At 65.0% G+C, this 26,177-nt stretch carries 24 protein-coding genes and 3 pseudogenes; 17 read left to right on the forward strand and 10 right to left on the reverse strand.

Going from position 1 to position 26,177, the window contains the following annotated elements; genetic code table 11:
• Positions 1–469: 469 nt before the first annotated feature.
• Both F2P45_RS19135 and F2P45_RS19140 read left to right on the forward strand, forming a co-directional pair.
• The gene (locus F2P45_RS19135; protein ID WP_370663281.1) at positions 470–1,960 is read left to right on the forward strand and encodes an FAD-binding oxidoreductase; all 1,491 of its coding nucleotides are present in this window, start codon (positions 470–472) and stop codon (positions 1,958–1,960) included.
• A gap of 228 nt (positions 1,961–2,188) precedes the next feature.
• On the forward strand, positions 2,189–2,815 hold the full coding sequence (locus F2P45_RS19140) for a pyridoxamine 5'-phosphate oxidase family protein (RefSeq protein WP_166878833.1): 627 nt from the start codon (positions 2,189–2,191) through the stop codon (positions 2,813–2,815).
• A 665-nt stretch (positions 2,816–3,480) separates the two neighbouring features.
• Here the strand turns inward: F2P45_RS19140 and F2P45_RS36300 are convergent.
• The 5 genes and pseudogenes from F2P45_RS36300 to F2P45_RS19165 form a co-directional block, all read right to left on the reverse strand.
• Positions 3,481–3,603 (reverse strand): annotated as a pseudogene (locus F2P45_RS36300) (acetyl-CoA C-acyltransferase); the annotation flags it as partial.
• A gap of 216 nt (positions 3,604–3,819) precedes the next feature.
• Positions 3,820–4,125, reverse strand: coding sequence for a DUF5676 family membrane protein (locus F2P45_RS19150; protein ID WP_229505170.1), 306 nt, complete (start codon positions 4,123–4,125; stop codon positions 3,820–3,822).
• 6 nt (positions 4,126–4,131) lie between these two features.
• Positions 4,132–4,452 carry a hypothetical protein gene (locus F2P45_RS19155; protein WP_166878618.1) on the reverse strand — a complete coding sequence of 107 codons (321 nt, stop codon included), beginning with the start codon at positions 4,450–4,452 and terminating at the stop codon, positions 4,132–4,134.
• Positions 4,453–4,804: 352 nt separating this feature from the next.
• Entirely contained in the window at positions 4,805–5,563 is a 759-nt protein-coding gene (locus tag F2P45_RS19160) for a universal stress protein (RefSeq protein ID WP_229505171.1), read from the reverse strand.
• A 208-nt stretch (positions 5,564–5,771) separates the two neighbouring features.
• Positions 5,772–6,308, reverse strand: a complete 537-nt coding sequence (locus tag F2P45_RS19165; protein WP_166878622.1) for an Hsp20/alpha crystallin family protein — start codon at positions 6,306–6,308, stop codon at positions 5,772–5,774.
• Between F2P45_RS19165 and F2P45_RS19170 the strand changes: the two genes are divergently transcribed.
• Both F2P45_RS19170 and F2P45_RS37285 read left to right on the forward strand, forming a co-directional pair.
• Positions 6,307–7,515 (forward strand): sensor domain-containing diguanylate cyclase, encoded by a 1,209-nt coding sequence (locus F2P45_RS19170; RefSeq protein ID WP_166878625.1) that lies wholly within the window; start codon positions 6,307–6,309, stop codon positions 7,513–7,515. The genes F2P45_RS19165 and F2P45_RS19170 overlap by 2 nt on opposite strands.
• Positions 7,516–7,657: 142 nt before the next feature.
• Positions 7,658–7,726: pseudogene (locus tag F2P45_RS37285) on the forward strand (hypothetical protein); the annotation flags it as partial.
• Positions 7,727–7,964: 238 nt separating this feature from the next.
• Here F2P45_RS37285 and F2P45_RS19180 read toward each other — a convergent pair.
• A complete protein-coding gene (locus F2P45_RS19180; RefSeq protein WP_166878627.1) occupies positions 7,965–10,700 on the reverse strand; it encodes an HAD-IC family P-type ATPase in 2,736 nt (911 codons plus the stop codon).
• An 899-nt stretch (positions 10,701–11,599) separates the two neighbouring features.
• Between F2P45_RS19180 and F2P45_RS19185 the strand changes: the two genes are divergently transcribed.
• Both F2P45_RS19185 and F2P45_RS19190 read left to right on the forward strand, forming a co-directional pair.
• Complete coding sequence (locus tag F2P45_RS19185; RefSeq protein WP_166878630.1) at positions 11,600–13,687, forward strand: hypothetical protein; 2,088 nt, start codon at positions 11,600–11,602, stop codon at positions 13,685–13,687.
• Positions 13,688–13,870: 183 nt separating this feature from the next.
• Entirely contained in the window at positions 13,871–14,428 is a 558-nt protein-coding gene (locus F2P45_RS19190) for a M35 family metallo-endopeptidase (protein WP_166878633.1), read from the forward strand.
• Positions 14,429–14,635: 207 nt separating this feature from the next.
• Here the strand turns inward: F2P45_RS19190 and F2P45_RS19195 are convergent, their stop codons facing one another.
• Positions 14,636–14,779 (reverse strand): hypothetical protein, encoded by a 144-nt coding sequence (locus tag F2P45_RS19195; protein WP_166878636.1) that lies wholly within the window; start codon positions 14,777–14,779, stop codon positions 14,636–14,638.
• Positions 14,780–15,112: 333 nt separating this feature from the next.
• On the opposite strand from F2P45_RS19195, the pseudogene F2P45_RS19200 reads away from it, so the two are divergent.
• A pseudogene (locus tag F2P45_RS19200) lies at positions 15,113–15,496 on the forward strand (IS21 family transposase); the annotation flags it as partial.
• An 89-nt stretch (positions 15,497–15,585) separates the two neighbouring features.
• Here the strand turns inward: F2P45_RS19200 and F2P45_RS19205 are convergent.
• Positions 15,586–16,134 (reverse strand): RNA polymerase sigma factor, encoded by a 549-nt coding sequence (locus F2P45_RS19205; protein ID WP_166878638.1) that lies wholly within the window; start codon positions 16,132–16,134, stop codon positions 15,586–15,588.
• A 217-nt stretch (positions 16,135–16,351) separates the two neighbouring features.
• The gene (locus F2P45_RS19210; protein ID WP_166878642.1) at positions 16,352–16,897 is read right to left on the reverse strand and encodes an RNA polymerase sigma factor; all 546 of its coding nucleotides are present in this window, start codon (positions 16,895–16,897) and stop codon (positions 16,352–16,354) included.
• Positions 16,898–17,210: 313 nt separating this feature from the next.
• Between F2P45_RS19210 and F2P45_RS36305 the strand changes: the two genes are divergently transcribed.
• From F2P45_RS36305 to F2P45_RS19260, 10 genes are all read left to right on the forward strand, one after another.
• Positions 17,211–18,173 carry an FHA domain-containing protein gene (locus F2P45_RS36305; RefSeq protein ID WP_166878645.1) on the forward strand — a complete coding sequence of 321 codons (963 nt, stop codon included), beginning with the start codon at positions 17,211–17,213 and terminating at the stop codon, positions 18,171–18,173.
• On the forward strand, positions 18,167–19,534 hold the full coding sequence (locus tag F2P45_RS19220; protein WP_166878838.1) for a FliI/YscN family ATPase: 1,368 nt from the start codon (positions 18,167–18,169) through the stop codon (positions 19,532–19,534). The genes F2P45_RS36305 and F2P45_RS19220 overlap by 7 nt, the downstream gene beginning before the upstream one ends.
• A complete protein-coding gene (locus tag F2P45_RS19225; RefSeq protein WP_166878647.1) occupies positions 19,531–20,019 on the forward strand; it encodes a hypothetical protein in 489 nt (162 codons plus the stop codon). The genes F2P45_RS19220 and F2P45_RS19225 overlap by 4 nt, the downstream gene beginning before the upstream one ends.
• Positions 20,009–20,590 (forward strand): hypothetical protein, encoded by a 582-nt coding sequence (locus F2P45_RS19230; RefSeq protein ID WP_166878650.1) that lies wholly within the window; start codon positions 20,009–20,011, stop codon positions 20,588–20,590. The genes F2P45_RS19225 and F2P45_RS19230 overlap by 11 nt, the downstream gene beginning before the upstream one ends.
• A gap of 67 nt (positions 20,591–20,657) precedes the next feature.
• Positions 20,658–21,722 carry a type III secretion system cytoplasmic ring protein SctQ gene (sctQ, locus tag F2P45_RS19235; RefSeq protein ID WP_166878653.1) on the forward strand — a complete coding sequence of 355 codons (1,065 nt, stop codon included), beginning with the start codon at positions 20,658–20,660 and terminating at the stop codon, positions 21,720–21,722.
• Positions 21,719–22,378, forward strand: coding sequence for a type III secretion system export apparatus subunit SctR (sctR, locus tag F2P45_RS19240; protein ID WP_166878656.1), 660 nt, complete (start codon positions 21,719–21,721; stop codon positions 22,376–22,378). Before sctQ ends, sctR begins: the two co-directional genes overlap by 4 nt.
• Before the next feature lie 22 nt (positions 22,379–22,400).
• Positions 22,401–22,664, forward strand: coding sequence for a type III secretion system export apparatus subunit SctS (sctS, locus tag F2P45_RS19245; RefSeq protein WP_166878658.1), 264 nt, complete (start codon positions 22,401–22,403; stop codon positions 22,662–22,664).
• A gap of 3 nt (positions 22,665–22,667) precedes the next feature.
• Positions 22,668–23,453: an EscT/YscT/HrcT family type III secretion system export apparatus protein gene (locus F2P45_RS19250; protein WP_166878661.1), complete on the forward strand. Its 786-nt coding sequence runs from the start codon at positions 22,668–22,670 to the stop codon at positions 23,451–23,453.
• Positions 23,450–24,556 (forward strand): type III secretion system export apparatus subunit SctU, encoded by a 1,107-nt coding sequence (gene sctU, locus F2P45_RS19255; RefSeq protein WP_166878664.1) that lies wholly within the window; start codon positions 23,450–23,452, stop codon positions 24,554–24,556. Before F2P45_RS19250 ends, sctU begins: the two co-directional genes overlap by 4 nt.
• Positions 24,546–24,965, forward strand: a complete 420-nt coding sequence (locus F2P45_RS19260) for a hypothetical protein (protein ID WP_166878667.1) — start codon at positions 24,546–24,548, stop codon at positions 24,963–24,965. The genes sctU and F2P45_RS19260 overlap by 11 nt, the downstream gene beginning before the upstream one ends.
• Here F2P45_RS19260 and F2P45_RS19265 read toward each other — a convergent pair.
• The gene (locus tag F2P45_RS19265) at positions 24,962–26,056 is read right to left on the reverse strand and encodes a type IV pilus twitching motility protein PilT (RefSeq protein ID WP_166878670.1); all 1,095 of its coding nucleotides are present in this window, start codon (positions 26,054–26,056) and stop codon (positions 24,962–24,964) included. The two genes, F2P45_RS19260 and F2P45_RS19265, sit on opposite strands and share 4 nt — an antisense overlap.
• Positions 26,057–26,177: the final 121 nt, after the last annotated feature.

Consider the following 26,177-nt stretch of genomic DNA (forward strand, 5'->3'; position numbering starts at 1 on the left):
TTGTCGGACTCGGAAAGCTTGGAAAGGTCGGGACGCGGGAGCTTGTTTGCCATGCCGCTATGATGAACGAAGCGTCCGGCGTTTACAACATGTATATTTCATCGTCACTCAGGCTGAACAGTTACGAGAAATTTTCGTAACGTGTTCCCAAGAACAATGCCGTTACGTCGTCTGTCGCGCACAGGTAAATGAATCTCCCTAACACTATCGCGACAATGCAATGCGTTCGACTGTCGGCTTCGGGGCGCAAACGGACTGGCGCGGCCGAGGTCCGGAATGTTGGCCTTTTGCGGCAACATAGCCTGAAATCGGCTGTTCCAAGTAAGTTGAACGTGCGCTGGTCAAATGCGAACCTGGAAAAAATCAGATATCGAGCAGGTATCAACCAACGCTACCCAATGGAGCACTGTCACGAACTTGAAACATGAGGACAATGCGCTGAGCGGCCGGGTAACGATTCGGTGCTAGAGTGATCTCCTTCACCACATTGCAAGCATGCGCGGCGCCGGTAAACGTCGCATCCCGCTTGCTACGCCCGATGTTTATGTCGACGACTCGCCGCACTTTCCTAGCCCAGGCATTAGGGTCTGCGGGGCTGCTCTCACTCTGCCACGTTTCGGTGCTGGCCCGTCCTACGTTCGGGATCTCCAACGTCAGCCAGCTGTACCCCGTCGAAGTAGCCCGCATCGTCGTCCCGTTGTCTACCGAAGAAGTGGCGCGTGAAGTCCTGGGATGGACAGGAAAAGTGGCAGTCGGCGGGGGACGATACAGCATGGGCGGCCAGACTGCTGTCGCCCTTGGCTTGCACCTCGACATGCGGCGGATGGATCGGTTACTGCGCTTTGACCCGACAGCGCGCACGGTGCGGGTACAGGCTGGCATGACCTGGCGCGACCTGCAAGACACACTCGATCCCGCTGGACTGGCGGTGAAAAGCATGCAAAGCTTTTCGAACTTCACGATTGGCGGCGCCGTCTCCGTCAATGCGCATGGGCGATACACTGATACCGGTCCGGTAGGGAGCACGGTGCGATCACTGCGCCTTGTGCTGGCCGATGGTTCGATCATCGACGCGAGTCCCAACGAAAACATCGAACTATTTCGCGCCGCTATCGGCGGATATGGCGCTGTCGGCGTCATCACCGAGATTGAACTTGAGTTGACGGAGAACTGCCGTATCGAACGCCTAGTTGTGCCGCTCAAGCTGGCAACCTATCGTGCGTACTTCACCCGCCACGTGCGCGATGCGGCCGATGTCATTATGCATAACGCAGACCTGCTACCGCCTCGTTTCGATCAACCAGTAGCCGTCTCGTGGCGCCGCACCAGCAAAGCGTTGACCGAATCGGCGCGTCTGGTGCCACGCGGCCTGTCCTATCGACTTAGCCAAAGCGCGCTACGAGTGGCCACCGAGGTGCCGGGCGGTGATCTCTTGGTCCGACACGTATTGCATCCTCTGCTTCGCTCGCAAGGCACGGTAAAGTGGCGTAACCACGAGGCCAGCCTGGACGTGCGCGAACTAGAACCACCATCGCGCGCAACGTCCACTTATGCCCTGCAGGAATACTTTATTCCAGTAGTTCATTTCGAGACCTTTACCCGAGCAATGGCAGCGCTGATCCTTCAGCATCGTGCGCAAGTGTTGAGCGTATCTGTGCGACACGCAAACCCTGACCCAGTTCCGCTTCTGCCATGGGCTAAAGAGGAAGTATTTTCGTTCGTGGTGTACTACAAGCAAAAGACCAATGCAGCTGCATGTGCCGCCGTGGGTGAGTGGACGCGGGCAATGATCGAGACGGCATTGCGGTATGGCGGACGGTACTACCTCCCCTATCAGTTGCACGCTACGAGAGCCCAATTTGCACTCGCATATCCCGAAATTGAAGCGCTCCGACGCCTGAAGCGGACGGTGGACCCTGATGGAAAATTCTCAAACGCGATGTGGGCGAAATACCTCTGATTGGGCGCCGACCGAATCCCTGCACATCTCGCTTGGCCTGAGCCATTCCAGCTTGACCACTGAAATGTGGGTTTCTGTTCAGCGCGGTATCGGCCGAGGTTGTGACCGCAGCGCAAGCGTCAAGTACAATTGGCAGGAATCGGCTGAGAATTCAACCGGTGTTCGCAGCGCCAAAGCACTGCTAAGTCAGCGTTCCGGTTTTTTGTAATGAGGAGGTAGACCAACGTGATCCAGCTTGACCCTAATTATGCCGTCTCAGATATCGATACGCTTGAGAGACTTTATGGTGCGCCTGCTGCTGCATCGGTTAAGAAGGAAGTCGCCTACGTGCATCCACAGTATCGGAAATTTATCGAGGCTGCGCCCTTTGTACTCCTCGCAACAAGTGGATCAGAGGGAATGGATCTGTCGCCGCGAGGCGACTCGGCCGGATTCGTCCGCATTCACGATGAGAACACCTTGCTCCTACCGGACCGGCGGGGAAACAACCGGGTAGATAGCTTGCGCAATATTCTTCATGACCCGCGCGTTGCTCTCCTGTTCGTGATACCTGGGATTGGGGAAACACTTCGGGTTGTGGGCAAAGCATCGATCCACCTCGACCCAGACTTGCTTACGACGTTTTGTGTTGATGGGAAGCCCCCTCGGTCCGTGTTGGTGATAAAGGTTGAAGCTGTTTTCTTCCAGTGCTCCCGTGCAGTGCTGCGGTCGAGCCTTTGGGATCATTCTATGCACGTCGCCCGGGATGATCTGCCGAGTCCAGGGAAGATTCTTGCGGAGGTGAGTGATGGGGCAATTGATGGTCTAAAGTACGATGCCGACTTGCCCGAGCGCCTAAAATCCACTATGTACTGACGATTTTGGACTACCAGATTTCATCGTCACCAAGTGGTCGCGATCCGGCGCGCCGATGGCAGCATGATCGGCTGGATCGACCCGCGGGCTTGACAGGCAGCTTTGGGGCGTTAGCGGTCATTCAAAGTTGATCCTGATCGTGCCATTTTCGGCTGAGACGTGGCATTTTATGGAAAGCAAAACCAGGTCTGCGCCTTGCATGTACGGCGTTGTTCGACTGCAGCTTTGCATAACCACGCACTTTCCATAAGTGCGGCGGACCGGTGCACCTCGGTTCCAGCCGCCAATTCCGCCATCCGCAAAGCCCCCAAGTGGTGATCGATCACGAAGATCAGATACTGCTGTTCAAACCGCGCCGCTGTGGTACCGAGGGCGTCCCTGGCCGCCGCCGGGGTGGCCGGCGCAAAGGCAATGACGGCGATTGCGCAAGGCGTTGCGCTATTCCGGTATCTCATGACGATGCTCCTTGTGGTGCCAGGGAATTGCGGCCCGGCTGTTGAGTTCCCCCCTGTTGACCCTACGCTCAGGCCGCCCAGGCCGCGAGAGCTGCGTTCATCCGGGAGCGGCAGGTCCTCGCGCAACAACACAGCGCCAGGTCGCGGGCCGACATGGCGCAGGCGGCGACTCCGCGCAATGCGTACTTCCTTGCTCTGCGGACAAGCCTGGACGGACTCCACTGCCACGGCGATGCCCTGCCCGCCGCCGATGCACAAGGTAACGATGCCGCAGCCGATGCCGTCACGCTGCATCGCATGCAGCAAACGCGTCACCAGGACGGCACCTGCTGAATGCCGATCCGGGTGGCGGGCGCCGGAAACGCCAGGCAGAGCCAGGCGCTGGTGGCCCGCAAGCCAGACCCTAACGCCCATGGCTCCCTGGCGGGGATCGTTGCGACGCCGTCATGCGTCGCCGTCCCGATCCGACAGCACGGCGGCACCAGCCTGCCCGTCGTGGCCGCACTCTGGCGGCCGGCGCCAGTGTCATGACGCCGGCCAGGCCGATTCTTATCCATAATTCAGCGAACGGTGCAACCGGATCCTGTCGAGCGCGCCATAGAGCGCCGCGAAGAACGCGCCCATGATGAATGCCCATAAGGCGATGACCGTCAGGGCGGAGAAAAAATCCCGCCAGGGGTGCGGCGCGACGGATTGCAGCGCCCGGAAGTCCATGCCATGAAACAGTGCATTCGTGAAGGCCATGAATTGCGCTGGCCACACGATCTCGATGAACGTGCAGAGCGAGTAAAACAAGGCGGCGGTCACCGATAAAGCGAGACCGGTTTGTAGCGGTTTCATATCCAATGGGTTCATTCGGCGTCATTGACAGCGCTGCCGCATCATTTCCATCTGTTGCAGGCGCATTTCCGGCGACATGCCTTTCATGTGCCGCTCCATCATCGCCGGCCCCTGACCCGGCGCCGCGCTATGCATGTCGCGATACATTGCGCACATTGCCGTCATGTCCATTGCGCCCCGGCCCGACCGCGGTGCACCCGCCTCGGCGCCGGGTGTGTCCCGGCCTGGAGGAAAGGAGCCGGGATTCGTGGTAGCGCAGCCAGGCATGGCGCATCCTGCGAGAACGTGCGCAGCGGCGAGCGTCGCCAGCATGCGTATCGGAAAATTCGGCTTGCTGAGCATGGCGGCGCTCCTTTTGGATGATGCAACAGGCCCCGATGCGGACATGCCCGGCCCTCGGCGCGGTGCCTGGTGCCGCTTGCCGAACGGTTGGCATTGCGCATGCACATTGGAGGACGGTAGCCGGTCATGGCTTGGCAGACCTGAATCAGATTAGATGTCTCCCGGCGCAAATCGTTCAGTCGCACGATTGAGCCGCGTCAAACTGCGGCCAACCCGAAACAGCGCAAAATCGACGGAGACCGCTTGCGCGGACGCGCCGGCAGTGGTCAGCGCTCCCCGGACCAGGTCGTATCTTGCAGGCGCGGGCCGGGACCAACGGCCGGGAACCGAGCCCGCCAGCACCTGACCCGCCTCAGTGAGCCATCCACAGCGGCAGTGGCGAAGAACGCAGTGCCGTGCGCGTCGCCCCGCCCATGATGACTTCGCGGAAGCGTGAATGGCCGTAGGCGCCCATGACGATCAGATCGGCGCCCCGGTCGGCCGCGTGCGACAGCAGCGCCGCGCCGACATCGGCAACGCCTTCCACCGCGCTCACCTCGACGCGCACGCCGTGCCGTGCCAGATACAAGCCGATGTCCGCGCCCGGAATGGACCCGTGAAGATCTCCCTCGGACTGCGCGTTGATCACCACCAGATCGACCTGTGTGGCGCTGTTGAGCATGGGAAGAGCGCTGGTGATCGCGCGCACCGCATTAGCACTGCCATTCCAGGCAAGCAAAACCTTGTTTCCAATTGCGCCCGCAATGCCGCTCGCGGGAACGATCAGGACCGGACGGGCGCAATTGAGCAAGACGTATTCAGGAAAGTCGGAACGCAGGCGCGGGGCGAATTCGTCGCGGCTGGTCTGGCCGACAATGACCAGGTCGCAGTAGCGCGCCTGCATGCTCACGCCGATTCCCGCTTCGTCATCGATCCTGCGCCGTTCCAGTGCGGTGACCCCTGCCGCGCCCGCACGCGCTTCGAATGCGTCCAGCGCCCTGTCGGCATCGGCCCTTAACTCGTCGACCGGGAAAACCACCGTCGGCATGCCGGGATCGCATCCGCCGACCGGGAACACATACGGAGACAAGCCGGTGAGCGCAGTGCCGACAAGGTGCGCGTCGTACTGCAATGCGAGGCGCGCCGCAAGATCGGTGCGCTGCGCGGCGCGGCGCGCGCCGATTGGTCGACATGAACCAGAATAGTCTTGTACATAAGTAGTCCTTCATCAGAATGGATAGTCTGCCCGCGGTGCCGGGTGCGTGTCAGCCGGCAACAACGTGAGGTGACGGCCTTGCCCGCCAAGGATGACAACATTAAGAACAGGCCATGTCGTGCCGCTACTGGACCGGGAGCTGCCTGACGCCGTTGCCCGCTTTTCTGGGAAGGTGCAGCTCAAGAACCCCGTCCCTCAGGGTTGCCGCGGCGCGGTCGTGGTCGATCAAGCCAGGAAGCGTGAAACTGCGATAGTCGCTACCCTGGTGGCGCTCGCGCAATACCATCGCTCCCTCCCTGCGCTCCTGGCCGGCCTGGCTTGCCGCGTTGATCGTCACTTCGTCCGCGCGTACCGCCACGTCGACGTCCTCCTTCCGAAAGCCGGGCATTTCTGCCTTGACGAGGCAGGCCTGCTCGGTTTTCGTGACGTCCATGCGCATGCGTTGATCCGCAAGGGCCCGCAACGGACGCATGACATCGAACATATCGAAAAGGTTGCCGATCTCGCGCAGTGGATCAAAGTGCGGCAAGGTGCTTTGCCGGTTGAGGCCCTGAAGGTTGCCGGGCATTGTGTTCTCCCTGTAGTCGTGGATGTACGGAAAGGATGCGTCGCCATGCGATATCACCGCGTCAAGCAATGATGATAGGCGCGCAAAGCGCATGATCTCTGCGATACATCAATCGTCCGATGAACTTCGGGAGCCTGCGCCTGAGCTGCGCCAATACGCCATACCGGGCAGCGCTGAAAAAATCCGCTACCGGGACTCATGGCTGTTCTTTCGCCGCCGCGCCGGTCGCTTGCTCGTGAACTTTCGGGAAGCATCCAGGTCCAAACTTTTCTTGGCCGTGGTCTGCGGCCGCACAGCAGTCGCAAAGCCAACCATGCACACCGTCCTTTCCACCGCGGCGTTGGACGGCCTGATGACACAGGCCCTTGTCGAATTCCCCACGCCAGTGATGATCACTGACGACGCCGGAACCATCCTGTGGGTAAATCAGGCCCTGTGCGACCTCTCCGGCTACGCCGCCGCCGAACTCCTCGGCCATACGCCGGCGCTGCTCAAATCGGGCAGCCAGGATGGCGCTTTCTATCAACAGTTGTGGAATACCATCCGGGACGGCCGCGTCTGGCACGGTGAAATGGTCGACCGGCGCAAGGACGGGTCGCACTACATCGCGGAGGAAGTGGTGGCGCCTTTGCGCGACGAGCAAGGCGTCGTTCGTCACTTCCTCGCGGTACAGCATGACATCACGGAACGTGAAAGCAGGCGCAAACGCGAACACTACCTGGCCTATCATGACCTCCTGACCGGCCTGCCGAATCGCGCCATGCTGCAGGACATCGCGCAGAAGGCCGTGGCTGGCGCCATGCGCTCGGAACAGCTGATCGCAATGATGTTTCTCGACCTTGACGGCTTCAAGTCGATCAACGACACGCTCGGCCACTACATCGGCGACCAGCTGCTTGTTGCGCTGGCCGAAAGAATGCAATCCGGGGTGCGCCATTCCGACACCGTCGCACGCATCGGCGGCGACGAGTTCGCCGTGCTGATCCCATCGCTGGAAAACCGGGCGACAGCCGCTCCGCTGGCGCAAAAACTGCTGGACACTTTGGCGCGCCCGTTTTCGTTGCGCGGGCATCAGTTCTGCATCCGCGCGAGCATAGGCATTGCGATCTTTCCATCGGATGCGGCGGACGTCGAGTCCTTGCTCAGATGCTCGGACCGGGCCATGTACCAGGCCAAGCTGCTGGGAGGGCAGCGCTACCGGTTTTTTGAACCTGGCACCACGCAGGATCCATCGGACGCGCCTGAGACGGACCAAGTTGCGCCAGCGCGCGTCCCGCCCTTGCCGGACGTGAATTCGTAATCGTCCCCGTGCGCGACCCAAGGCGCGCATCGCGCTCAATGGGATGGGCCAGGCCGCCTCGCTGGCGGCGTTGCGGGCCGGGACCGCGCGGGTCAGGCAACGGCCCGGCAGGCCCAATGTGCTGGGGGCGGTCAAGTTCGCCATGCCGAATCCCATGAACATTTACCTGCATTCCACCTCGGCGCGCGAACTGTTCGGCAAAGAGCGGCGCGACTTGAGCCATGGCTGCATCCGGGTGGAGCGTCCCACCGAACTGGCCGAGTTCATGCTGGCCGATCCATCGCGGTGGAACAGCGAGCGAGTCAGCGCGGCCATGCAGCCTGGCCCAACCCGCACGGTCCGCCTCGACGATGCCATTCCGGTGGTGCTGTTTTACGCCACCGGCGCGACCGCAAGCTGGCGCAGGCCTTGGGCCTGGATTGAACGGCGCAGCCGGACGGCATGGCCGGTCACGCAGTTGCGCGTGCGCCGGCCTGGCGGCGCCACGCCTTTTCGGCCTCGACCGCCAGAAACAGCAGCACGCCGAACCCGGCGATGCGGACCCAGGCATCCCATCCCAACGCGGCGGTTCCGAACCAGGACTGGAACGGGCTCGCATAGGTGAGCGCGGCCTGGCATAGCAGCGCCGCCAGCATGCCGAGCAGGGCCACCCGGTTGCCCGTGAAGCCTTCCCGGCAGAGCGCACTGGCGCTCAGGCGGCGCGTGTTGAACAGATACGCGATATGGCTTACCACCAGTGTGTTGACGACCACGGTGCGGGCTTGCGCCAGGCTGGCGCCGTGCCCAAGCTCCCACAGGTACAGGCCGACGCATCCGCCCATCATCAGCGCGCTCACGAAGACGATTCTCCAGACCAGAAAACCGCTCACCAGCGGCTCGTCGGGATCGCGCGGCGGGCGCGCCATGACGTCCGCCTCGGGCTTTTCGAAGGCCAGCGCCAGCGACAGGCTGACCTCGGTGATCATGTTGACCCACAAAATCTGGACCGGCGTGATCGGCAGCGTGAACCCCAGCAAGATGGCCAGCATCAGCATGCCGGCCTCGCCGCCATTGGTCGGCAAAGTGAACACGATGCTCTTGCGGATGTTATCGTAGACCACCCGTCCCTCCTCGACGGATGCGGCGAGCGTGGCGAAGTTGTCGTCAGCCAGTACGATCTCGGCCGCTTCCTTGGCCGCCTCGGTCCCCTTGCGACCCATGGCCACGCCGACGTCGGCGCGCTTGAGGGCGGGCGCATCGTTGACCCCGTCCCCGGTCATGGCCACCACCTCGCCGCTTGTCTGCAGCGCCCTGACCAGGCGCAGCTTGTGCTCCGGCGCGGCGCGTACGAACACGTCGGTCGCGGCGAGCGCGGCGCCGAGCCGGACATCGTCCATCGCATCCATCTGCGCACCGGTGATCGTGTGCACGGGCAGCGGAAAACCAAGCTGTTCGCCAATCGCCGTCGCCGTGGCAGCGTGGTCACCGGTGATCATCTTGACGCGGATGCCCGCCGCCAGGCAAGTGGCAACGGCCTGGACCGCTTCCTCGCGCGGAGCATCGACCATGGCCAGAATACCCAGCAGCGTGAAGCGGCCGGCTTGCACATCCGGGAAACCGAGGGTCGCGGGCTCAACCGGGACCGCACGCATCGCCACCGCAATCAGCCGCATCCCCTGCCCGGCCGCCGCCGCGATGCGCCGCTGCCAGTCGTGCGCTGCGAGCGCGCTGTCGCGGCCGCAGCGCCTCTGGGTGTCGCACAAGGGCAGCACCCGCTCGGGCGCGCCTTTCAGGAACAGGCGCCAGGCGCCGCCCCGGGACGCATGCAGGGTCGCCATGTAGCCGTGTTCGGACTCGAACGGAATGACATCGATGCGCGGATGGGCGGCGCGCTCGCGTGGCTCGTCCAGTCCCGCTTTCATCGCCAGGCTCAGCAAGGCTCCTTCGGTGGGATCGCCGCTCAGCTCCCACTGTTCGCCGCTGCGGTGAAGCTGGGCGTCGTTGCACAGAAGGCAGGCCAGCGCGATGTCGGGCAAATGCGCGTGCGCGCCGGGATCGATGTCCACCCCTGCGGACGTAAAGCGCCCGTGAGGTGCATACCCTGCCGCGCTGACATCGAGGTTCGCGTCCGGCGTGATCACTTCCCGTACCGCCATTTCATTGCGCGTAAGGGTGCCAGTTTTGTCGGTGCAGATCACGGTCACCGCGCCCAGCGCCTCGACCGCCGGCAAGCGGCGGACGATTGCCCGCCTGCGCGCCATGCGCCGTACGCCGATGGCAAGGGTGACCGTGATCACGGCGGGTAGACCTTCAGGCACGGATGCGACGGCAAAGCCGACGGCAGCGGCGAACATCTCAGACGCGGAATAGTTGCGCACCAGCATACCGAAACCAAACATGGCGCTGCCGATGAGCAGCACCGTGAGCGTGATCCGGCGGCCGAAGGCGGCCATCTTGCGCAGCAGGGGTGTGTCGAGCGGCTCGATGTCGTCCAGCAAGGAACTGATGCGCCCGAGCTCGCTGGCGGCGCCGGTTGCCACCACCACGCCCGTGGCGGTGCCGTGGCGCACGATGGTGCCGGAATACGCCATGCAAGTGCGCTCGGCGATGCCGGTATCGGCCACCACCGGTGCCGGGTTCTTGTCGACCGCGCCGGATTCGCCCGTCAGCGCCGACTCGTCGACGCGCAGGCCGCGCGCGGCCAGCAGGCGGGTGTCGGCGGCGACCTTGTCGCCCGAGACGAGAGAGATGATGTCGCCAGGCACCAATTCCGATGCCGTCAACTGGCGCCGCTGCCCTTGCCTCAACACCGTTGCGGTAAAGGGCAAGAGCGAGCGAATCCCCTGCAAGGCGCGTTCGGCGTTACCCTCCTGCAAAAAACCGATGACGGCGTTGATCAGCACCACGACCAGGATGACCAGCGCGTCGATATGGTCCCCGATGGCGAAGGTAAGTGCCGACGCGGCCAGCAGCAAATAGATCAGCACATTATTGAACTGGCTGAAAAAGCGGCGCAGCGGCCCGCGCCCGGGACGCGAGGGCACTATATTGCGGCCATAAACGATGGTGCGTTGCGCTGCAACGGCATCGTCCAGCCCGCAACCAGCGTCCACGCCCAGCTTGCGCAGGACGACATCGACCGGCGCCGCGTGCCAGTTTTCAAGGTGATGATCTGTCGCCTCGTGCTCGATCGCGCCGTTCCGCATCGCTCCCTCCGCCGCTGTCCTGACGAGGCTACAGAAGGCACACGGCAGGATCCATGATGCGCATCAAGCTACTACACAGGCCTTCCAACAACAAAGCCCCTGAATCAGGGGCTTTGCATGAAAATCGCCTGGCCGCTTGCCAGTTCAGGCAAGCGCGAGAGTCACTCCCACTCCATCATGAACGCGACTCGTAACATCGTGTTTTGCATAGATTTTTTTCCAGCCGATAGCCGTGGGACCATCAAAAATACCATGAGCTGTTACGGGCTGTACAAACGTATCCGAACTGTCGCCAGGCTATGATTGCCCGGCATTGTGGATGGCCGTACCGGTCACTGTTCAATAAGAGGGACGGTCGTGATTCGGCGTTCTGAGCATAGTGTTGCTTAGACGGTATTGCACATGGCCGTTTTCCCGCTTGCAACCAGTCCACCGTAGTGTATTTACTGGCGATCTATATTAACCCGTGACCGACATGTACCGGTGGAAGTGCCTGTCAAAACGGCCGGTATTGTGACCGGCGCCTGATGATACGCTGTTCTGAAGCGCCAAATTCTCGCACATTGTTCAATTGTCGCGAAGCCGGATAGCCTTCGGTTCGGGCAGCCATGCCCATCAGCAGCCAACCAGCGCTGCCCTCATTCCAGCTTGTTCCTTGCCAATCGCCAGTTTTGCTCTGCGCAGCGGCCATCCGCGCACGCCGGGTCACAGGAGACGCACGTACCATTTATCGCCATCCGATTTCCAGCAAATAATCATTTCTATCTGATTGGTGAGTCCAGCGGGCTTCTTGGCAAGGCGCTCGACGGCGACCATCCGAGCGAAGCCCATGTCGAAGTGGCGCGCATCGCAGGGCCCTTCGCTCCCGGCGTGACACCCGACGAAACCATGTCGGCGCCATGCAACCTGATTCTCAGCCCCCCCTTCGCATCCCCGGCGCTTTCGTGAGCGCCGGCGGCACACTGGGGATCGGCACCCTAAACACCGAACTCCAGGGAAAGGCCGAGCAATTGCGCCGACGCGCCCTTGCTGTGGCGGCCGAAGGCATCCGGCGCATGGCGTCGATCGAGATTGCGGTGGCAGGCGGCACCGCCCTTCCCGTCCCGACTTTCCTCGGCATACAACAGCCCTTCGGCGGCGCGTCCGCGTTCGGGGCGGCGCATGTACGCCTGCATTACTTCCTTATCGCCGAGGCAAGTCCGGACGAGCCCTTTCGGGTCGCAGGCGATGCTGCGCTCGAACTTGCTGCGCATGCCGAATTGAGCATCGGCCCGCTCAAGCGCTCGTACGCCCTGGTCTTGGCCATCCGCGCCGCCGCCGGTGCGCTCCTGTGGATCGACGGCACTGATCTCGGCTTGCGTTTCCCACCATTCGCCCTGCCCAATTTCGACCTGACCGCCGCGCCGATGTTGCTTTCCCTTGAAGCCGGCCTTGTTCAAGCCATCTCGAGCCTGAAGCAATTGGGCTTGGCGGCGGCCGTCGATGTCGATGTCGATGTCGAGCATACCAATTCCGCTGGCGCCGATCCGAAACTCGTGCTCAGGCAACGGGGAAATACCCCGGACCTCGACTGGCTCGTCGTCACCAGTGCCTATGCCAATGAAGACCTGGCAAGCACGCCAAATATCGCCCAGTTCTCCGTTGAAACCAAGGACTCGGTCTCGGCCACGGTCATGTTCAGCATTAGGGCGCTGCAGCTCGGCGACATCGCCGGCCGTGCACCTGTGTTCGGCGGTATCGTCACCGCCTCGATGGCGCCGATCGCTCTCGCTCCGCCCAATCCGCCGCGCCGCTTCAGTCCCTTGAAATGGGCCGACAGCAGCGATGCGAGCGGAGCGATCCTCACCGCGACCGTCAGCCTGACGCTGGATCCGCGCGAACAGTATGCCCCGGCACAGGCGCCCGCTGTTCTGGCCGAGATCGGCAAGGCGCTCGCCGCATCCGTGGCGCTGCCTGCCGTTGAGCTGCAATGGATGGTCTTGCCCTCATCGACGCGGCCGCAAGGGCCAAAGCCGGCCGCGGGCAGCATCAGCGATCTTGACACAACCACGCCTGCCGAACGGCGGCTGGTCGCCGGCGATGCCGAACGGCCGCCGCTGACCTTGCGCATGCCTCTGTATCCGATGGCGCAAGCGCGCGGCGCCCTGACCTTAACACCTGCAACATTGATCTTCAGCGATCCGGCCTACGACCGCGACCTGGCCGGCTCCCCGGCGAGCGCCAGAGACAAGTTGACCGTCCTGTCCGGCGCGGACCAGCGGGGCGACCTGAGGCTGATCCTGTCGAGCGACCGCGCACGGGTCAACCGGCGCGGGACTGTCACGCTGATGCTCGACATTGCCTATGAGCGCAGGTTGGACGAACTAGCGCAGGCGGCCGCGGAAGCGCGCGGCGCCGGGCCCGGCGGCGACCTGGAGGCAAAAGAGACAGGCGCGGTGGCGCGGCTAGAGGTCGGATTGCTTCCCGTGTTTGGCCCACCGCGCGAGCTGCGCTTCGGCCAGCACCTTGCGGTGAAGGACAAGAAGGGCGACGGAGAATTGTGGATCGGACTGGGCAAAGTCTACGAAATGCCGCTGGCAATGCTGGTCGAGACCGATGGCAGCCCAGCCGGGCTGGCGCCCGGCGACGTGCTGACAATCGGCGCCGCCCTGTGCGGCAAACGCGACAGCACCTCCGGCGATCTGCCTGCTACCTACACGGCCAGGCTATGGAGCACCCAGGCCGGAGACTTGGCCGATGTCAGCGTGGCGCTGAACCCGGCCCCTCACTGCCGCCTGACCTTGACCTTGACCGCTGAAGCGGTGGTCGAGCCGCCGCCTGCGTTGTATCTCGTCATGCAGCGCAGCGAAGCCAAGCAAACGCCTGCCGACTACCGCATCGGCGTGCCGCTGCATGCCCAGTCGCCGCTGCCGCGCCGCATCGACTTGATGAATCCGGTGCGCGGTTTCCGCTCCGGTCCGATGCTGCGCCACGCGGACTTCGTCTGATACCTGGCCAGTCCACAAAGCATGCTTGGCCCGAACTCGCTTGCCGTCCTCAAGAGTGACCGCAACGGCCAGGCCTATTGGCCGGACAGTGTGAATGACTTCCTGACCCCGGAAAATATGAATCCGTCGTGAAAAGCGGAGGCGCCTCCCTGACTTTTTGATGTGCTTCAATGAGGAGAAACCATGAGCAATTATGCGAAGACAATACTTTGCGGCCTCTTGCTGGCGATCGCGGCCGCTTCCGCCGGCGCGACGCCGATTGCCTGCACTGCCACCCAACTGGCTGCGGCGAAAGGAGCAATGAGCGAGGCGAAACAGGGCCTGGCCCTGGCAATCAAGGGGATTGACGACAATGATCCCGCCGTCCATGCCGCCCTGGGCAAATGGTTTAGCGCCGTCAATTCGTCCGATGCCCAACACGTGCGCGAGCGGCTGGTCAAGGTTTCGGCCTTCACCGGCGGGGCCACCTTTTTATGCGAGACCGCGACTACCCAACTGGGCGACGCCTGTGCCTACGTGGACCCGAACCAGGCCTTTGTCATCACCCTGGGGCATTTCTTCTTTACAGCCCCGGCCTCCGGCTACAGTTCGCGGCTGGGCGTGCTGGCTGGCGCCACCAAGGATCCCAAGATCCACGGCACCACCGAGGCGCTGGCCCTGGCGCAGAGCGCGCCCAAATCAGCCCAGGGCAATGCCGGAAACTTCGAATACTTTGTCGAATCGGTGATCTTCAAGCTATAGAAAAGTTCGCGGAAACCTTGATCAGGGGGCCAATATCCAGAACCAGATCGGATCAGCCTTCCAATACGCATCCCCGGCGGGCGCCGTACCGTCCCACAAGTCGATATGCCCCTGGCCTTCAAAGCCGGGCACGTTGATACAGGCGACTATCCCCTTCTTGCCGCTCACCGACGGCGGCGCCGATCCGGGATCCGAGAATCCCTGATCTTAGCGGCCGAACACCTCCGCCTTGCGCAGCACACCGGCGAGATCCCCGGCGCCCCGGACGAAGTCGTGCGGGCAGGGATTGACGCCGCCAGTCTTGAACTTGTCCTTGATCCCGGGAACGACCTGTGCGAGCGCTTCGCTCATCCGGATCGCAAAAGTGTTGGGGGAAATGCATCGAGCAGGCATGGACCTGTGCTGCATCCGTGTGGTACACGTCACGCAGCGCCGTATGTGTCGGTCGGGGCAAGGCGAGCGGCGGCAGCATTTTGTGCAGCGTTTCCCAAAGGGCGTCTTCGTCGTGGATGATCTCGGCATGCGGCAAGAGGCTGTCAAGCGATACGCACCGCCCTGATCGCCCGGCCCGACAAAGGCGACGACCGGCTTGCGCAGACCGGCCGCGATCTCAAACTCGGCTTGCGTCCCCCGTCCGCCCGGCAGCCCAGTCCGGTTGTGATCGGACGTGTCACAAGTTTCGTGTCATTCCAGTTTGACTGGAGCGAAAAGGGTCTGGTGGTCGGCCGAATTTACCCGCGCATGCAGGGTTCGCAACTGAAGCTGTGCGCCGGCCGGACATTTTGGCTGGCTGCCTATCCAAGTCAGGGTCACGAAAACCTGTTTGATGCCCACACCCGTTCGTTCGCGGCGCCGGGCGGGGTGCCACGCCGTGGCATCTACGACAACATGAAGTCGGCGGTGGTCAAGGTCAACAAGGGCAGGGGCCGGATCGTCAACGCGCGCTTCGCGGTCATGTGCGCCTACTATCTGTTCGATGCGGACTTCTGCAACGTGGCGTCAGGCTGGGAGAAAGGCGTGGTCGAAAAGAATGTGCAGGACGGTCGCCGCCGCATTTGGATCGAGGCGCCGCCAATCGGTTTGCAGGGCAGCGCGGTAAAAACAGCGTTCGCTCGGCACGGACGATGGTGCCGCCTTCCGCGTTGTGTACGACGCGCTCAGGCGCCCGTGCCGAAGCGCTCGCGCACGGCGGCGCGCACGCGCGAAACGCGCGAACGCACGGTACCCACCGGCACCTCCAGGTACTCGGCCGCCTCTTCGTAGGTGATGTCGCGGCTGACAACCACGTCGAAGGTCTCGCGGATCTTGGGCGGAAAGCTGCGCAGCAACGCGTCCACCTTGGAGCTGATCTGGCGCGATTCGCACAGCTCGGCCGGATTGGCGCCCTGGTCCTTGATCTGTTCGAAGTAGCCCTCCTCCACCGCCTCGTACAGGTCGGCGCTGTTGCGGCGCACCTGGTTGCGCGCCAGGTTCAGCGCAATGCCGAACAGCCAGGTCGACGGCTTCGACATGCCGGCAAAGCGGTCGGCACAGCGCATCGCTTCGATGAAGGTACTCTGCACCACGTCCTCGGCATCCTCCAGGTTACGCGTGTAGCGCTGCACGAAACGCACCAAGTGCTGGCGGTGTTCGATGAACAGGCGCTGGACGTCGACGGCCGGTGCGGCGGGCAACGACACGGTGCTGGAAACAGGCGCGGACATCATGACAATTCCTCCATGGAGTGATAGCAGTGGCGAATGAATAACTTTAAGAGCTTCAAATTTTCATTTAACAATGTATCAGGAAAAACACCGTCTTCGGGCCTTTGCCGCGCATCTTCCTGCGGTTTTGAGCATCGTTGAGAAGTTCGGCCACCGCCCCTGCAAAAAACGATAATGCGGCGACAACGGCATGCTGAAATGGCATGCTGAAATGGCATTCCTACGCCATGCTGCCGAACTGCTCGCGCACCGCGGCGCGCACCCGCGAGACGCGCGAACGCACCGTGCCCACCGGGATCGACAAGTACTCGGCCGCCTGCTCGTAGGTGGCATCACCGTTGACCACCACGTCGAAGGTTTCGCGGATCTTCGGCGGCAGGCTGCGCAGCAGCGAGTCGACCTGCAGGGTGATCTGGCGCGACTCGAAGCGGTCGGCCGGATTGGCAAACTGGTCCGCGATCTGCTCCATAAACCCTTCCTCCACCGTCTCGTACAGATCGGCGCTGTTGCGGCGCACCTGGTTGCGCGCCAGGTTCAGCGCAATGCCGAACAGCCAGGTCGACGGCTTCGACAAGCCCGAAAAACGGTCGGCGCAGCGCATGGCTTCGATGAAGGTGTTCTGCACCACGTCCTCGGCGTCTTCCAGGCTGCGCGTGTAGCGCTGCACGAAACGCACCAGATGCTGGCGGTGCGCCATGAACAGGCGGCGCACGTCGATGGCGGGGTTGGCGGCGGCCTGGGTGGCGGCGTAGTCGATAGTCATCATGCGGTTCTCCAAAATGGCGGGAAGGGGGCGTGCTGTGCGTATCGGCCGTGCCGGTGTCGCAGCACCATGGACGCCAAGATAGCAGCGATGAAACGCGTTTTCGCCGAACCATGAGCATTCGTGAGACTTTGAAAAACGTTGAGGAAATCGCCCGCCCGCGCCGCCGCCGCGACGGAACCGCGAGAGCGCCCGCGCCCACAGCGCGCGTCGCATCACTTTGTCCGTGGCGCGCCGCAGCGCAGCCATGCGAGGCCGGAACCAAAGCGCACCTGCGGGCACTCACCGGTATCGAACCAGCCACAGAGACCACACCATGCTTGAACTACGCATCCTCAACGGCCTGCACCGCGGCGCCACCCTGCCGCTCGACGGGCAGTCCGTCACCCTCGGCGCCGGCGACGCGGCCGACATCGTCATGGCCGACCACGGCATCGAAAGCGAGCACGCGCTGCTCTCGCCCGACGGCGACGCCTGGCTGCTGACCGCCTGCGGCGGCGCCATCTACGGCGCCGGTCGCGGCGAAGCGCAACAACTGGTCGAGCTGCGCGCCGGCGACTGCGCGCGCGTCGGCGACATCTGGCTGGCCATCGCCTGGCCGGACGCGCCATGGGAAGCGCCACCGCCGCTGCCCGCTCCCGAGCCCGAATTCGATGGACGCGAAGCCGACGACGAACCCGCCGCCACGCCGCCGCTGCGCAGCCGCAGTCGCTGGCGCCGGCGCGGGATCGGCGCGCTGCTGGCCATGCTCGCAGCGATGCTGGCCGCCACCGCCTACGCGCTGACCGCGCGCCCGCCGCCGCCATCGGCCGTCGCGTCCTCCCCGGTGAACATGCGAGCCGCCCCTGCGCCGCCCCCCGCGCCCGCTCAGGCCGGCCTGCCTGGCGCGCCCACCGCCGCGCCGGACCTGGCCGCGCTGTTCCGCAAGCGCCTGGCCGACGCCGAGCTGCTGAACCGCTTCGACCTGGCGCTCGGCGAACGGTCCTGGACCATGCAAGCCCATCTCGACGACGAAGAAAGCGCGCGCTTCGAGCGCATCCTGGGCAGCTTCATCAAGGAACACAACATCACCTTCCCGATCCATGCCAAGGCGGTGACGGCCGAAGCGATGCTGCCGTTCCGCATCGGCCAGGTGATCTCGGGCGCCAACGCCAGCGTGGTAACGCAGGATGGCGCCCGCATGTACGTCGGCGACGACTACAAGGGCGTGCGCCTCGTGGCGATCCAGCCCAGCCGCGCGACCTTTTTCGGCAAGCGCAAGATCGAGGTGATCTGGTGACGCGCGATGCTGGCGCCACCCGGCGCCTGGCGCAGCTGGCGGCCCAGGCGCCGTCCTGGCTGGCCGCCCTGCCGGCGGCGCCCGGACTGCAGCGCTTCGGCCGCGTGGCACAGGTGCTGGGCACCCTGATCGAGGCCCACATGCCGCCGGCCCGCATCGGCGAACTGTGCCACCTGCACAGTCCGGGCGCCCAACCCATGCTGGCCGAAGTCATCGGTTTCTCGGAACAGGCCACCCTGCTGTCGGGACTGAGCCCGCTCGAAGGCGTCTCGCGCAGCACCCTGATCGAGCCGCTAGGGCGCGTGCACACCGTCGACAGCGGAGAGCATCTATTCGGCAGCGTGCTGGACGGCTTCGGGCGCGTGCTGTTCCGCTCCCCGCACGCCCCGCCTCTGCGCCCGGGGTCCTGGCGCGAAACCGTGCCGGTGGTGCGCGAGGCGCCCGCCGCCGTCGACCGCCCGCGCATCGCCACCGCGTTGCCGACCGGCGTGCGCGCCATCGACGGCTTGCTCACGCTCGGCCGCGGCCAGCGCGTCGGCATATTCGCCGGACCGGGCTGCGGCAAGACCACCTTGATGGCGGCGGTAGCGCGCGGCTGCCAGGCCGACGCCATCGTGTTCGGCCTGATCGGCGAACGTGGCCGCGAACTAAACGAATTCCTCGATCATGAACTCGACCCCGTACTGGTCGCCAAGACCATCATCGTCTGCGCCACCTCGGACCGCACCTCGATGGAGCGCTCGCGCGCCGCGTTTACCGCCACCGCCATCGCCGAAGGCTTCCGCGCGCGCGGCAAGCAGGTCCTGCTGCTGGTCGATTCGCTGACCCGCTTCGCGCGCGCCCAGCGCGAAATCGGCCTGGCCGCCGGCGAGCCGCCCGCGCGCGGCGGCTTCACGCCCTCGGTCTACACCATGCTGCCACGCCTGGTGGAGCGCGCCGGCGCCACCGCCGAAGGCGCCATCACGGCCATGTACACGGTGCTGGTCGACGGCGAATCGGCGTCCGACCCGATCGGCGACGAAGCCAAGTCGCTGCTGGACGGGCATATCCTGCTCAGCAAAAAACTGGCGGAACAGGGCCACTACCCGGCCATCGACATCCTCGCCAGCATCAGCCGCACCATGGGCAACGTGACCGACAGCGCGCACCGCAAGGCGGCATTCCGCTTTCGCGCGCTGCAATCGCGCTACCAGGAGATGGAGTTGCTGATCCGGCTCGGCGAATACCGCAGCGGAGGCGATCCGCTGGCCGACCAGGCGGTGGCGCTGCGCCAGGCCCAGACCGACTTCCTGCGCCAGGACACCAGCGGCCAGACCCCGTTCGCGCAGACCCTCGAACGCCTCGCGGCGCTGGCGGCGTGAGGCTGCGCCGCGCTGATGCGGGGACGCGGCGCGAAGCGCCCGAGGTGGCCGAGCCGCGCGTTCCCGACCGCACCATCGAGCGCCTGCTCGGCGTGCGCAAGCAGCGCCTTGAACGCTTCGAACGCGAGCGGCGCGAGGCGCGCGAGCACTGGCGCGGCCGGCGGGACGCACTGCGCCTGGCCAAACTGGCGTGGCGCGACGCGCGCGAGGGCGCCGCCGAGCACTGGCGCCAGGCGCGCGCCCGCTTCTTTGCGATGGAAACCGACAGCCGCCAGTTTCGCGCCGCCCAGGGTGGCTACGAACGCATGAAGCGCGACACCGCACAGCGCCTGCTGGCATGGCGCGAGCGCGCCGGCCAGAGCCGCGCGGCCGGCAGCGCGTTTTTCGCCGCCCACCACCGGCTCGCCGAGGCCCGCCGCCAGCAGGAAAAGCTCGACATCCTGCGCCAGCACATCAAGGAATCGGAGCGCCGCCATGACGATTGAGCTACGAGCCCGCATTCCCGCCCCGGCGCGCGAGGACGACCCGCCGCCGCCGGTACGCCGGCCGGCACCGCCGCGCTATGCACCGCACCCCGCCCCCAGGGCCACCCCGGCCGCCACCGCCACGTCGCCAGTGGCGCGCGCCAGGATGCGCGATGCCCAGGCCGCGTGCCATGCCGACGCGCGCCGCGAGCGCGCCGCCACCGACCTGGCCGACGCCGACCCGCACGCACCATGCATCGACGCCTTCGCTCCACTGCGCGAACGCTGCCAGGGTGGCGAGCCCGATGGCGGCAACGGCGCCGTGGCCGGCGTCGGGAGCGCTGCCGCCAGCGGCGACGCCGGCGTCGAAGAGGCCCTGCTCGGACTGCACCAGCAGCAAGGCATCTTCGAACTGCTGCTGCCTTGCGGCCAGACGCTCGGGGTGGTGGTCCAGCCCGTGGCAGGCGGCGTGCACTTCATGCTCAGCGCCGGCGGCGGCGTGCTCGAACGGCGCCTGCGTCAAAACAAAATGGAACTGGAACGGCGTTTGCAGCAACGTATGCAAAAGGATGTGCGGATCGCCGTGCTGTAGCGCCCGATCCCATCCGCCATGCGGGCGCCGCCATCGCGGCGCCGCGGGCCTACCCGGATTCATGACCATGCCGAGCTCCCCCATCATCAACCCAAGGCCGCTGGCCGTGGCCGGCATCGGCCGCGTCCAGGCCGAACTGACGCGCCGGCTGGGCCTGGGCCGCCAGGCAGCGCTGCCGGCGCTGGCCCCGGACGCCGTCCTGGCGCTGCACATGGCCGTCGACAGCGCGCCGGCGTGGATCGATCCGCTGACCGTGCACGGCAGCTTCGGCAGCATCGCGCTGGACCGTGGCGCGCGCCTGCTGCGCGCCCTCACCGGCATCGACCTGGGCGAACACCAGCACGGACCGCATTGGGATTGGCTGCAGGGCGCCGTGTGCGCCCGCCTGGCCGGCACGCCACTGGCCGGCGCCGACAGCCTGGCGCCAGGCGTCGCCGACGCCCCGGCGGCTGCGCTGGCGACCCTGCGCCTGACCCTGCGCAGCGGCGGACACCTGGTGGCGACGCACGCCCGCGCCAGCGCCGCCGACTGGCTGCGCCTGCTGGCCGGCCCCGGCTGGCTGCCGCTGCAAGCCCCGCAAGAGGCCTTTGCCGCCCTGCCGCTACGGCTGCCGCTGCGGCTGGCCCGGCACCGCCTGCCGCACGCCATGCTGGCCAGCCTGCGTCCCGGCGACGCCCTGCTGCCCGACGCCGGCACCTTCGATTGCAACGGCTGCGGCCACGTCGGCCTGGGCGCACTGCGCGCCAGGGTGCGCTACCAGGCGCCGGGCACTTTGATCATTTTAGCTTTGGAGAACCGCATGGAACCGATACACGACAACGACATCGACAACCATAACGACAACGACGACGACATCGACAACGACGACGCCTTGCCCCAGGATGAGCCGGCGCCCGAGCCGCACGCCGCCGCGCTCGACCAGTTGCCGGCCACGCTCGACATCGAACTGGGCAAGCTCACGCTCACACTCGGCGCCCTGCGCAGCCTGGCCGTCGGCAGCGTCCTGCAACTGGCCGGCGCCAACCCGGCCGCCCTCGACATCCGCTGCGCCGGGCACCTGCTGGGCCGCGCCGAGGCGGTCGACATCGACGGCGCCCTGGGCGTGCGCATCACCGAATGGAGCGCGGCATGATGGGCAGCCAGTACGACGTCGTCTCGTTTGCCATCCTGCTCGGGATGATGTCGCTGATCCCGCTGATCGTCGTCGTCACCACCTCTTTCCTGAAAATCTCGCTGGTGCTGCTGGTGTTGCGCAACGCCATCGGCGTGCAGCAGGTGCCGCCGACCCTGGCCATCTACGGCATCGCCCTGGCCGTAAGCATGTTCATCATGGCGCCGACCGCGCAGCAGGTCGGCACCCGGGCGCTTGCCATCGAGACGCGCGGCGGGGCCGCCCAGAGCGGCCAGTTGCTGACCCAGGCGCGCGAAGCGGTCGAACCGCTGCGCGCCTTCATGCTGCGCTTTTCCCACCCGGACCAGCGCGAGCTGTTCCTCGACTCGGCCAGAAAACTGTGGCCGAAAGAGATGGCGCAAGCGGCCACCTCGAGCGACCTGCTGGTGCTGGTGCCGGCCTTCGTGGTCTCGGAACTGCAGACCGGCTACCAGATCGGCTTCCTGATCTACATTCCCTTCGTCGTCATCGACCTGCTGTTGTCGAACCTGCTGATGGCGCTCGGCATGCAGCAGGTCAGTCCGCAAACCATCACGATTCCGCTCAAGCTGCTGCTGTTCGCGATGGTTGGGGGCTGGGGCAAGCTGCTCAATGCCCTGGCCATGTCGTATCTCTGATCCACCAACCGCGAGGCACACCATGGGCGACACACTCCAATTCTTCCAGCAGGGCTTGTGGCTGGCCATTGTCATCTCGGCGCCGCCGCTCTTGATTGCGACCCTGTTCGGCGTGCTGGTCTCGCTGGTGCAGGCGGTCACGCAGGTGCAGGACCAGACCCTGCCCTACGTGGTCAAGCTGCTCTCGGTGGCGCTCACCGTCGCCATGCTGGGGCGCTGGTTCGGCGCCGAGATCATGCAGCTGGCCGAACGCGCCTTCGTGCTGATTCCGACCATGGGACGCTAGCCCATGACGACATCGCTGCTGGTCGACCTGCAGACCTTCCTGGTCGCAATGGCGCTGACGCTGCCGCGCAGCGCCGTCTGCCTGGCGATCCTGCCCGGCTTCGGCACCCGCACCTTGCAAGGCATGATGCGCAACGCGGTGGCCTTCGCCATCGCATTGCCGGCGCTGGCCCCGACCTTCCTGTCGCTCCAGCAGTCCACGCCAGGCCTGCTGGTGGCCGCCATGCTGGCGCTCAAGGAAGCCGGGATCGGCCTGCTGCTCGGGGTGATGATGGCGATCCCGCTCTGGGTGGCGCAGTCGATCGGCTCGATCCTCGACACCCAGCGCTCGCCGATCCAGATCCAGTCCAACCTCGACCAGGATGCCAGCGCGCTCGGCGCCATGCTGCTGCAGGCGACCGTGGTGATGATGATCGAGGCCGGCCTGTTCCTGGCGCTGGTGCGCATCCTGATCGACAGCTACGGCCTGTGGCCGGCGCTGAACCTGGCGCCGCCGTTCGAACCGGGCCACCTGGACTTGCTGCTCAAGCGCTTCGGCGAATTCTTCTGGCATGTCGCGGTCTACGGCGGCCCGGTGATCATGCCGCTGCTGATGATCGACTTCGGCGTCGCCATCATCGGCATTTTCGCCGGCAACCTGCAGGTCTCGTTCATCTCGGCGCCGCTCAAATGCGTGGCCGGGCTGTTCATCCTGCTGGTCTACTGGCCGATCTTCTCGCACTACGTGGCCGGCGACTTCGCCCGCATGCTCGACCTGATTCCCCTGATGCTGGACTACGGCAGACGATGAGCGACGACAAAACCGAACAGCCCACCGACAAGAAGCTGAGCGACGCCCGCGACAAGGGCCAGGTCGCGATGAGCCGCGACCTGGCGCGCGTGACCATGCTGATTGTCGTGGCCGAACTGGCGCTGGCCACCGAACCGCAATGGCACGCCGCGCTCGACGCCCTGTTCGAGCTGGCCCTGGGTCAGGTCGGCCGGCCCTTCCACGACGCCGTGCCGGCCATGCTGGGCGCCGCCGGCACGCTGCTGCTTGGCGTATTCGCCGTGTTCTTCGTGGTCTGCCCCGTGGTGGCCTTCGCCGCCCACTGGGGCCAGTTCGGGGTACTGATCGCGCCGGGGTCGCTCACGCCCTCGATCGACAAGCTCAACCCCGTCAACGGCGTCAAGCAGCTGTTCGCCAAGAAGAAGCTGGGCGAGCTGCTGATGGCGCTGGCCAAGGCCATCGGCCTGGCCCTGATGATCTGGGCCATGGTGCGCAAGCAGCTGCCATCGATCCTGCAGATGGCCAGCGGCGAGCCGAAGGATATCTACTTCGGCTTCATCGCGCTGCTGCGCATGGTGCTTCATCCGGTGGTGGGCATGTGCCTGGTGCTGGCAGTGATCGACTTCGCGCTGCAAAAATACTTCCACGTCAAATCGCTGATGATGGACATGGAAGAGATCAAGCGCGAATACAAGGAATCCGAAGGCGACCCGCACGTCAAGCAGGCGCGCAAGGGCCTGGCGCAGCAGTGGGCGTCCGAATCGGCGCCGGCCAGGACCGCCGGCGCCAACGCGGTGGTGGTCAATCCGACCCACTTCGCGGTGGCACTGTTCTACGACCCGGGCCACACCCCGGCGCCGCTGCTGCTGGCCAAGGGCAAGGACGAGGTGGCGCAGGCCATGATCCGCGAAGCGCGCGCGCTCGCCATTCCGGTGATCCGCCACGTATGGCTGGCGCGTACCCTGTATGCCACCGGCAAGGCCGACCACTACGTCCCGCGCGCCAGCTACGAATCGGTGGCCCAGGTCTACGCGGTGGTGCAGGAACTGATGGAGCAGAACGATAGCGGCCGCGAGGTCGAACTGGAAAGCCGTGGCGAACCACCCCCGAGCCATGCGCCCTGAGCCCGCCCAGGCTGCGCCGGCGACGCAGGATGCGGCAGCCGAAATGGCGGCAGTGCCGGTGCTGGCCGTGCCGCAGGTTGCACCGATGCCGCAAGCTGCGCTGCGGGCGCCGGCGCAGGACCTGCTGCCAGCGCGCCGCGCCGCCCATGCCGACTACCTGGTCGGCGGCGGCGAGGACCGCATGCACCACCTGGCGATGGTCGCCGGCAGCCCCGTGCCACCGCTGCGCATGGCTGTCCCCGGACGCGCACGCACACCGGCGCCGGTCCGTCCGGCCAGCCGCACCGACTGCATGCGCCGCTGCGGCAGCGACGGCTTTTGCGATCCGTCCAGCGCCAGCGGCTGCGGCTGCGGCTGCGGCTGCGGCTGCGGCTGCGAATATTGCCTCGCCTGCCGCGACCACGTCTAGCGCTTGTTGCTCAGCATTTCGTGCAGTTCGAGCCGGTTGTAGGCCGACCGCATCGCATCCTTGGTGCCGATCATCTTTTTAGCGACCAGCTGCGCCAGCACGTCGTTCAGGCTGCGCGACATATTGTCTTCCTTGCGCTTGAGGAAATCGGCGATCAGGTGCGTCTTGGACGGATCGCTGATCAGCGGCGCCACCTGCTGGTTGTGGTTGAAGATCATTTCGCTGGCCAGCACGAAGCTCTGGCCGTCCTCGCTCGGCAGCAGGTTCTGGTAGATCACGCCGACCAGCGAGTTGGCCAGGGCGGCGGCGCGCTGCGCCTGCTGCTCGGCCGGAAAATATCCGAGCAGCTTGCCGATCGCACCCAGCGCGCTGTTGGTGTGCATGGTGGCCAGCACCAGGTGGCCCGACTCGCCCGCATGCAGCACCGTGTCGGCGGTATCGAAGTCGCGGATCTCGCCCACCATCAGCACATCGGGCTTTTGCCGCATCGCCTCGCGCAGGCCGCTCGAGAAGCTGGCCGTGTCGGTCGGCACCTCCTTCTGCGAAATGATGGCCTGGTCGCGCCGCAGGTAGTATTCGATCGGTTCTTCGATGGTCACGATGTGGGCGCTGCGGGTGCGGTTGATGTGCTCCAGCAGCGCGGCCATTGTGGTGGTCTTGCCGGAACCGGTCGGGCCGGTCACCAGGATCACGCCCTTGGTCGCTTCCAGCATGGTGCGCACGTAAGCCGGCAGCCCGGTTTTCTCGATCGGCAGCGGCTCCATCGGAAGACGCCGGATCGCGATGCCGATGGTGCGTCCGCCCGACATGCGGTACAGATTGCAGCGCAGGCGGCAGTTGGTGAGCACGAAGGAACGGTCGATGGCGGCGCTGAGGATCTTGTCTTCCCAATCCTCGTCGATGGCGACCAGCAGCGGCTTCATGTCGGCCAGGGTCACCGCTTCGTCGCCCGCCGCAGTCCAGCCGCGCGGCGTCTTGATCATGATGCGCGCGTCCTGCTCGATATGGATGTCCGAGAACACCTCGCCCTGGTTGACCAGTGCAATCAGCTCGGACAGCAAATCGCGTTCCGCCAAAAATTCATCGCTCATATGTATCCCGAAAAATGGCGCCCAGGCGGCGCCGCTGCCTCTTGCCCTGTGGCGTATGCAAGTCAAATCATACTTGGCCCGGGCCGTCGATTTCTCAACAAATCTCAGCGGGGCGTCGGCA

This window comes from Massilia mucilaginosa (assembly GCF_011682145.1).
Classification (GTDB): domain Bacteria; phylum Pseudomonadota; class Gammaproteobacteria; order Burkholderiales; family Burkholderiaceae_D; genus Telluria_A; species Telluria_A mucilaginosa.

Coding starts and splice junctions, on each gene's coding strand:
- sctQ (WP_166878653.1), top strand. CDS start 20,658: ATGCCGAGCTCCCCCATCATCAACCCAAGGCCGCTGGCCGTGGCCGGC.
- F2P45_RS19210 (WP_166878642.1), bottom strand. CDS start 16,897: ATGATGACTATCGACTACGCCGCCACCCAGGCCGCCGCCAACCCCGCC.
- F2P45_RS19150 (WP_229505170.1), bottom strand. CDS start 4,125: ATGAACCCATTGGATATGAAACCGCTACAAACCGGTCTCGCTTTATCG.
- F2P45_RS19155 (WP_166878618.1), bottom strand. CDS start 4,452: ATGCTCAGCAAGCCGAATTTTCCGATACGCATGCTGGCGACGCTCGCC.
- F2P45_RS19180 (WP_166878627.1), bottom strand. CDS start 10,700: ATGCGGAACGGCGCGATCGAGCACGAGGCGACAGATCATCACCTTGAA.
- sctR (WP_166878656.1), top strand. CDS start 21,719: ATGATGGGCAGCCAGTACGACGTCGTCTCGTTTGCCATCCTGCTCGGG.
- F2P45_RS19170 (WP_166878625.1), top strand. CDS start 6,307: ATGATCTCTGCGATACATCAATCGTCCGATGAACTTCGGGAGCCTGCG.
- F2P45_RS19185 (WP_166878630.1), top strand. CDS start 11,600: ATGCAACCTGATTCTCAGCCCCCCCTTCGCATCCCCGGCGCTTTCGTG.
- F2P45_RS36305 (WP_166878645.1), top strand. CDS start 17,211: ATGCTTGAACTACGCATCCTCAACGGCCTGCACCGCGGCGCCACCCTG.
- F2P45_RS19250 (WP_166878661.1), top strand. CDS start 22,668: ATGACGACATCGCTGCTGGTCGACCTGCAGACCTTCCTGGTCGCAATG.
- F2P45_RS19190 (WP_166878633.1), top strand. CDS start 13,871: ATGAGCAATTATGCGAAGACAATACTTTGCGGCCTCTTGCTGGCGATC.
- sctU (WP_166878664.1), top strand. CDS start 23,450: ATGAGCGACGACAAAACCGAACAGCCCACCGACAAGAAGCTGAGCGAC.
- F2P45_RS19230 (WP_166878650.1), top strand. CDS start 20,009: ATGACGATTGAGCTACGAGCCCGCATTCCCGCCCCGGCGCGCGAGGAC.
- sctS (WP_166878658.1), top strand. CDS start 22,401: ATGGGCGACACACTCCAATTCTTCCAGCAGGGCTTGTGGCTGGCCATT.
- F2P45_RS19165 (WP_166878622.1), bottom strand. CDS start 6,308: ATGCGCTTTGCGCGCCTATCATCATTGCTTGACGCGGTGATATCGCAT.
- F2P45_RS19265 (WP_166878670.1), bottom strand. CDS start 26,056: ATGAGCGATGAATTTTTGGCGGAACGCGATTTGCTGTCCGAGCTGATT.
- F2P45_RS19195 (WP_166878636.1), bottom strand. CDS start 14,779: ATGAGCGAAGCGCTCGCACAGGTCGTTCCCGGGATCAAGGACAAGTTC.
- F2P45_RS19260 (WP_166878667.1), top strand. CDS start 24,546: ATGCGCCCTGAGCCCGCCCAGGCTGCGCCGGCGACGCAGGATGCGGCA.
- F2P45_RS19205 (WP_166878638.1), bottom strand. CDS start 16,134: ATGATGTCCGCGCCTGTTTCCAGCACCGTGTCGTTGCCCGCCGCACCG.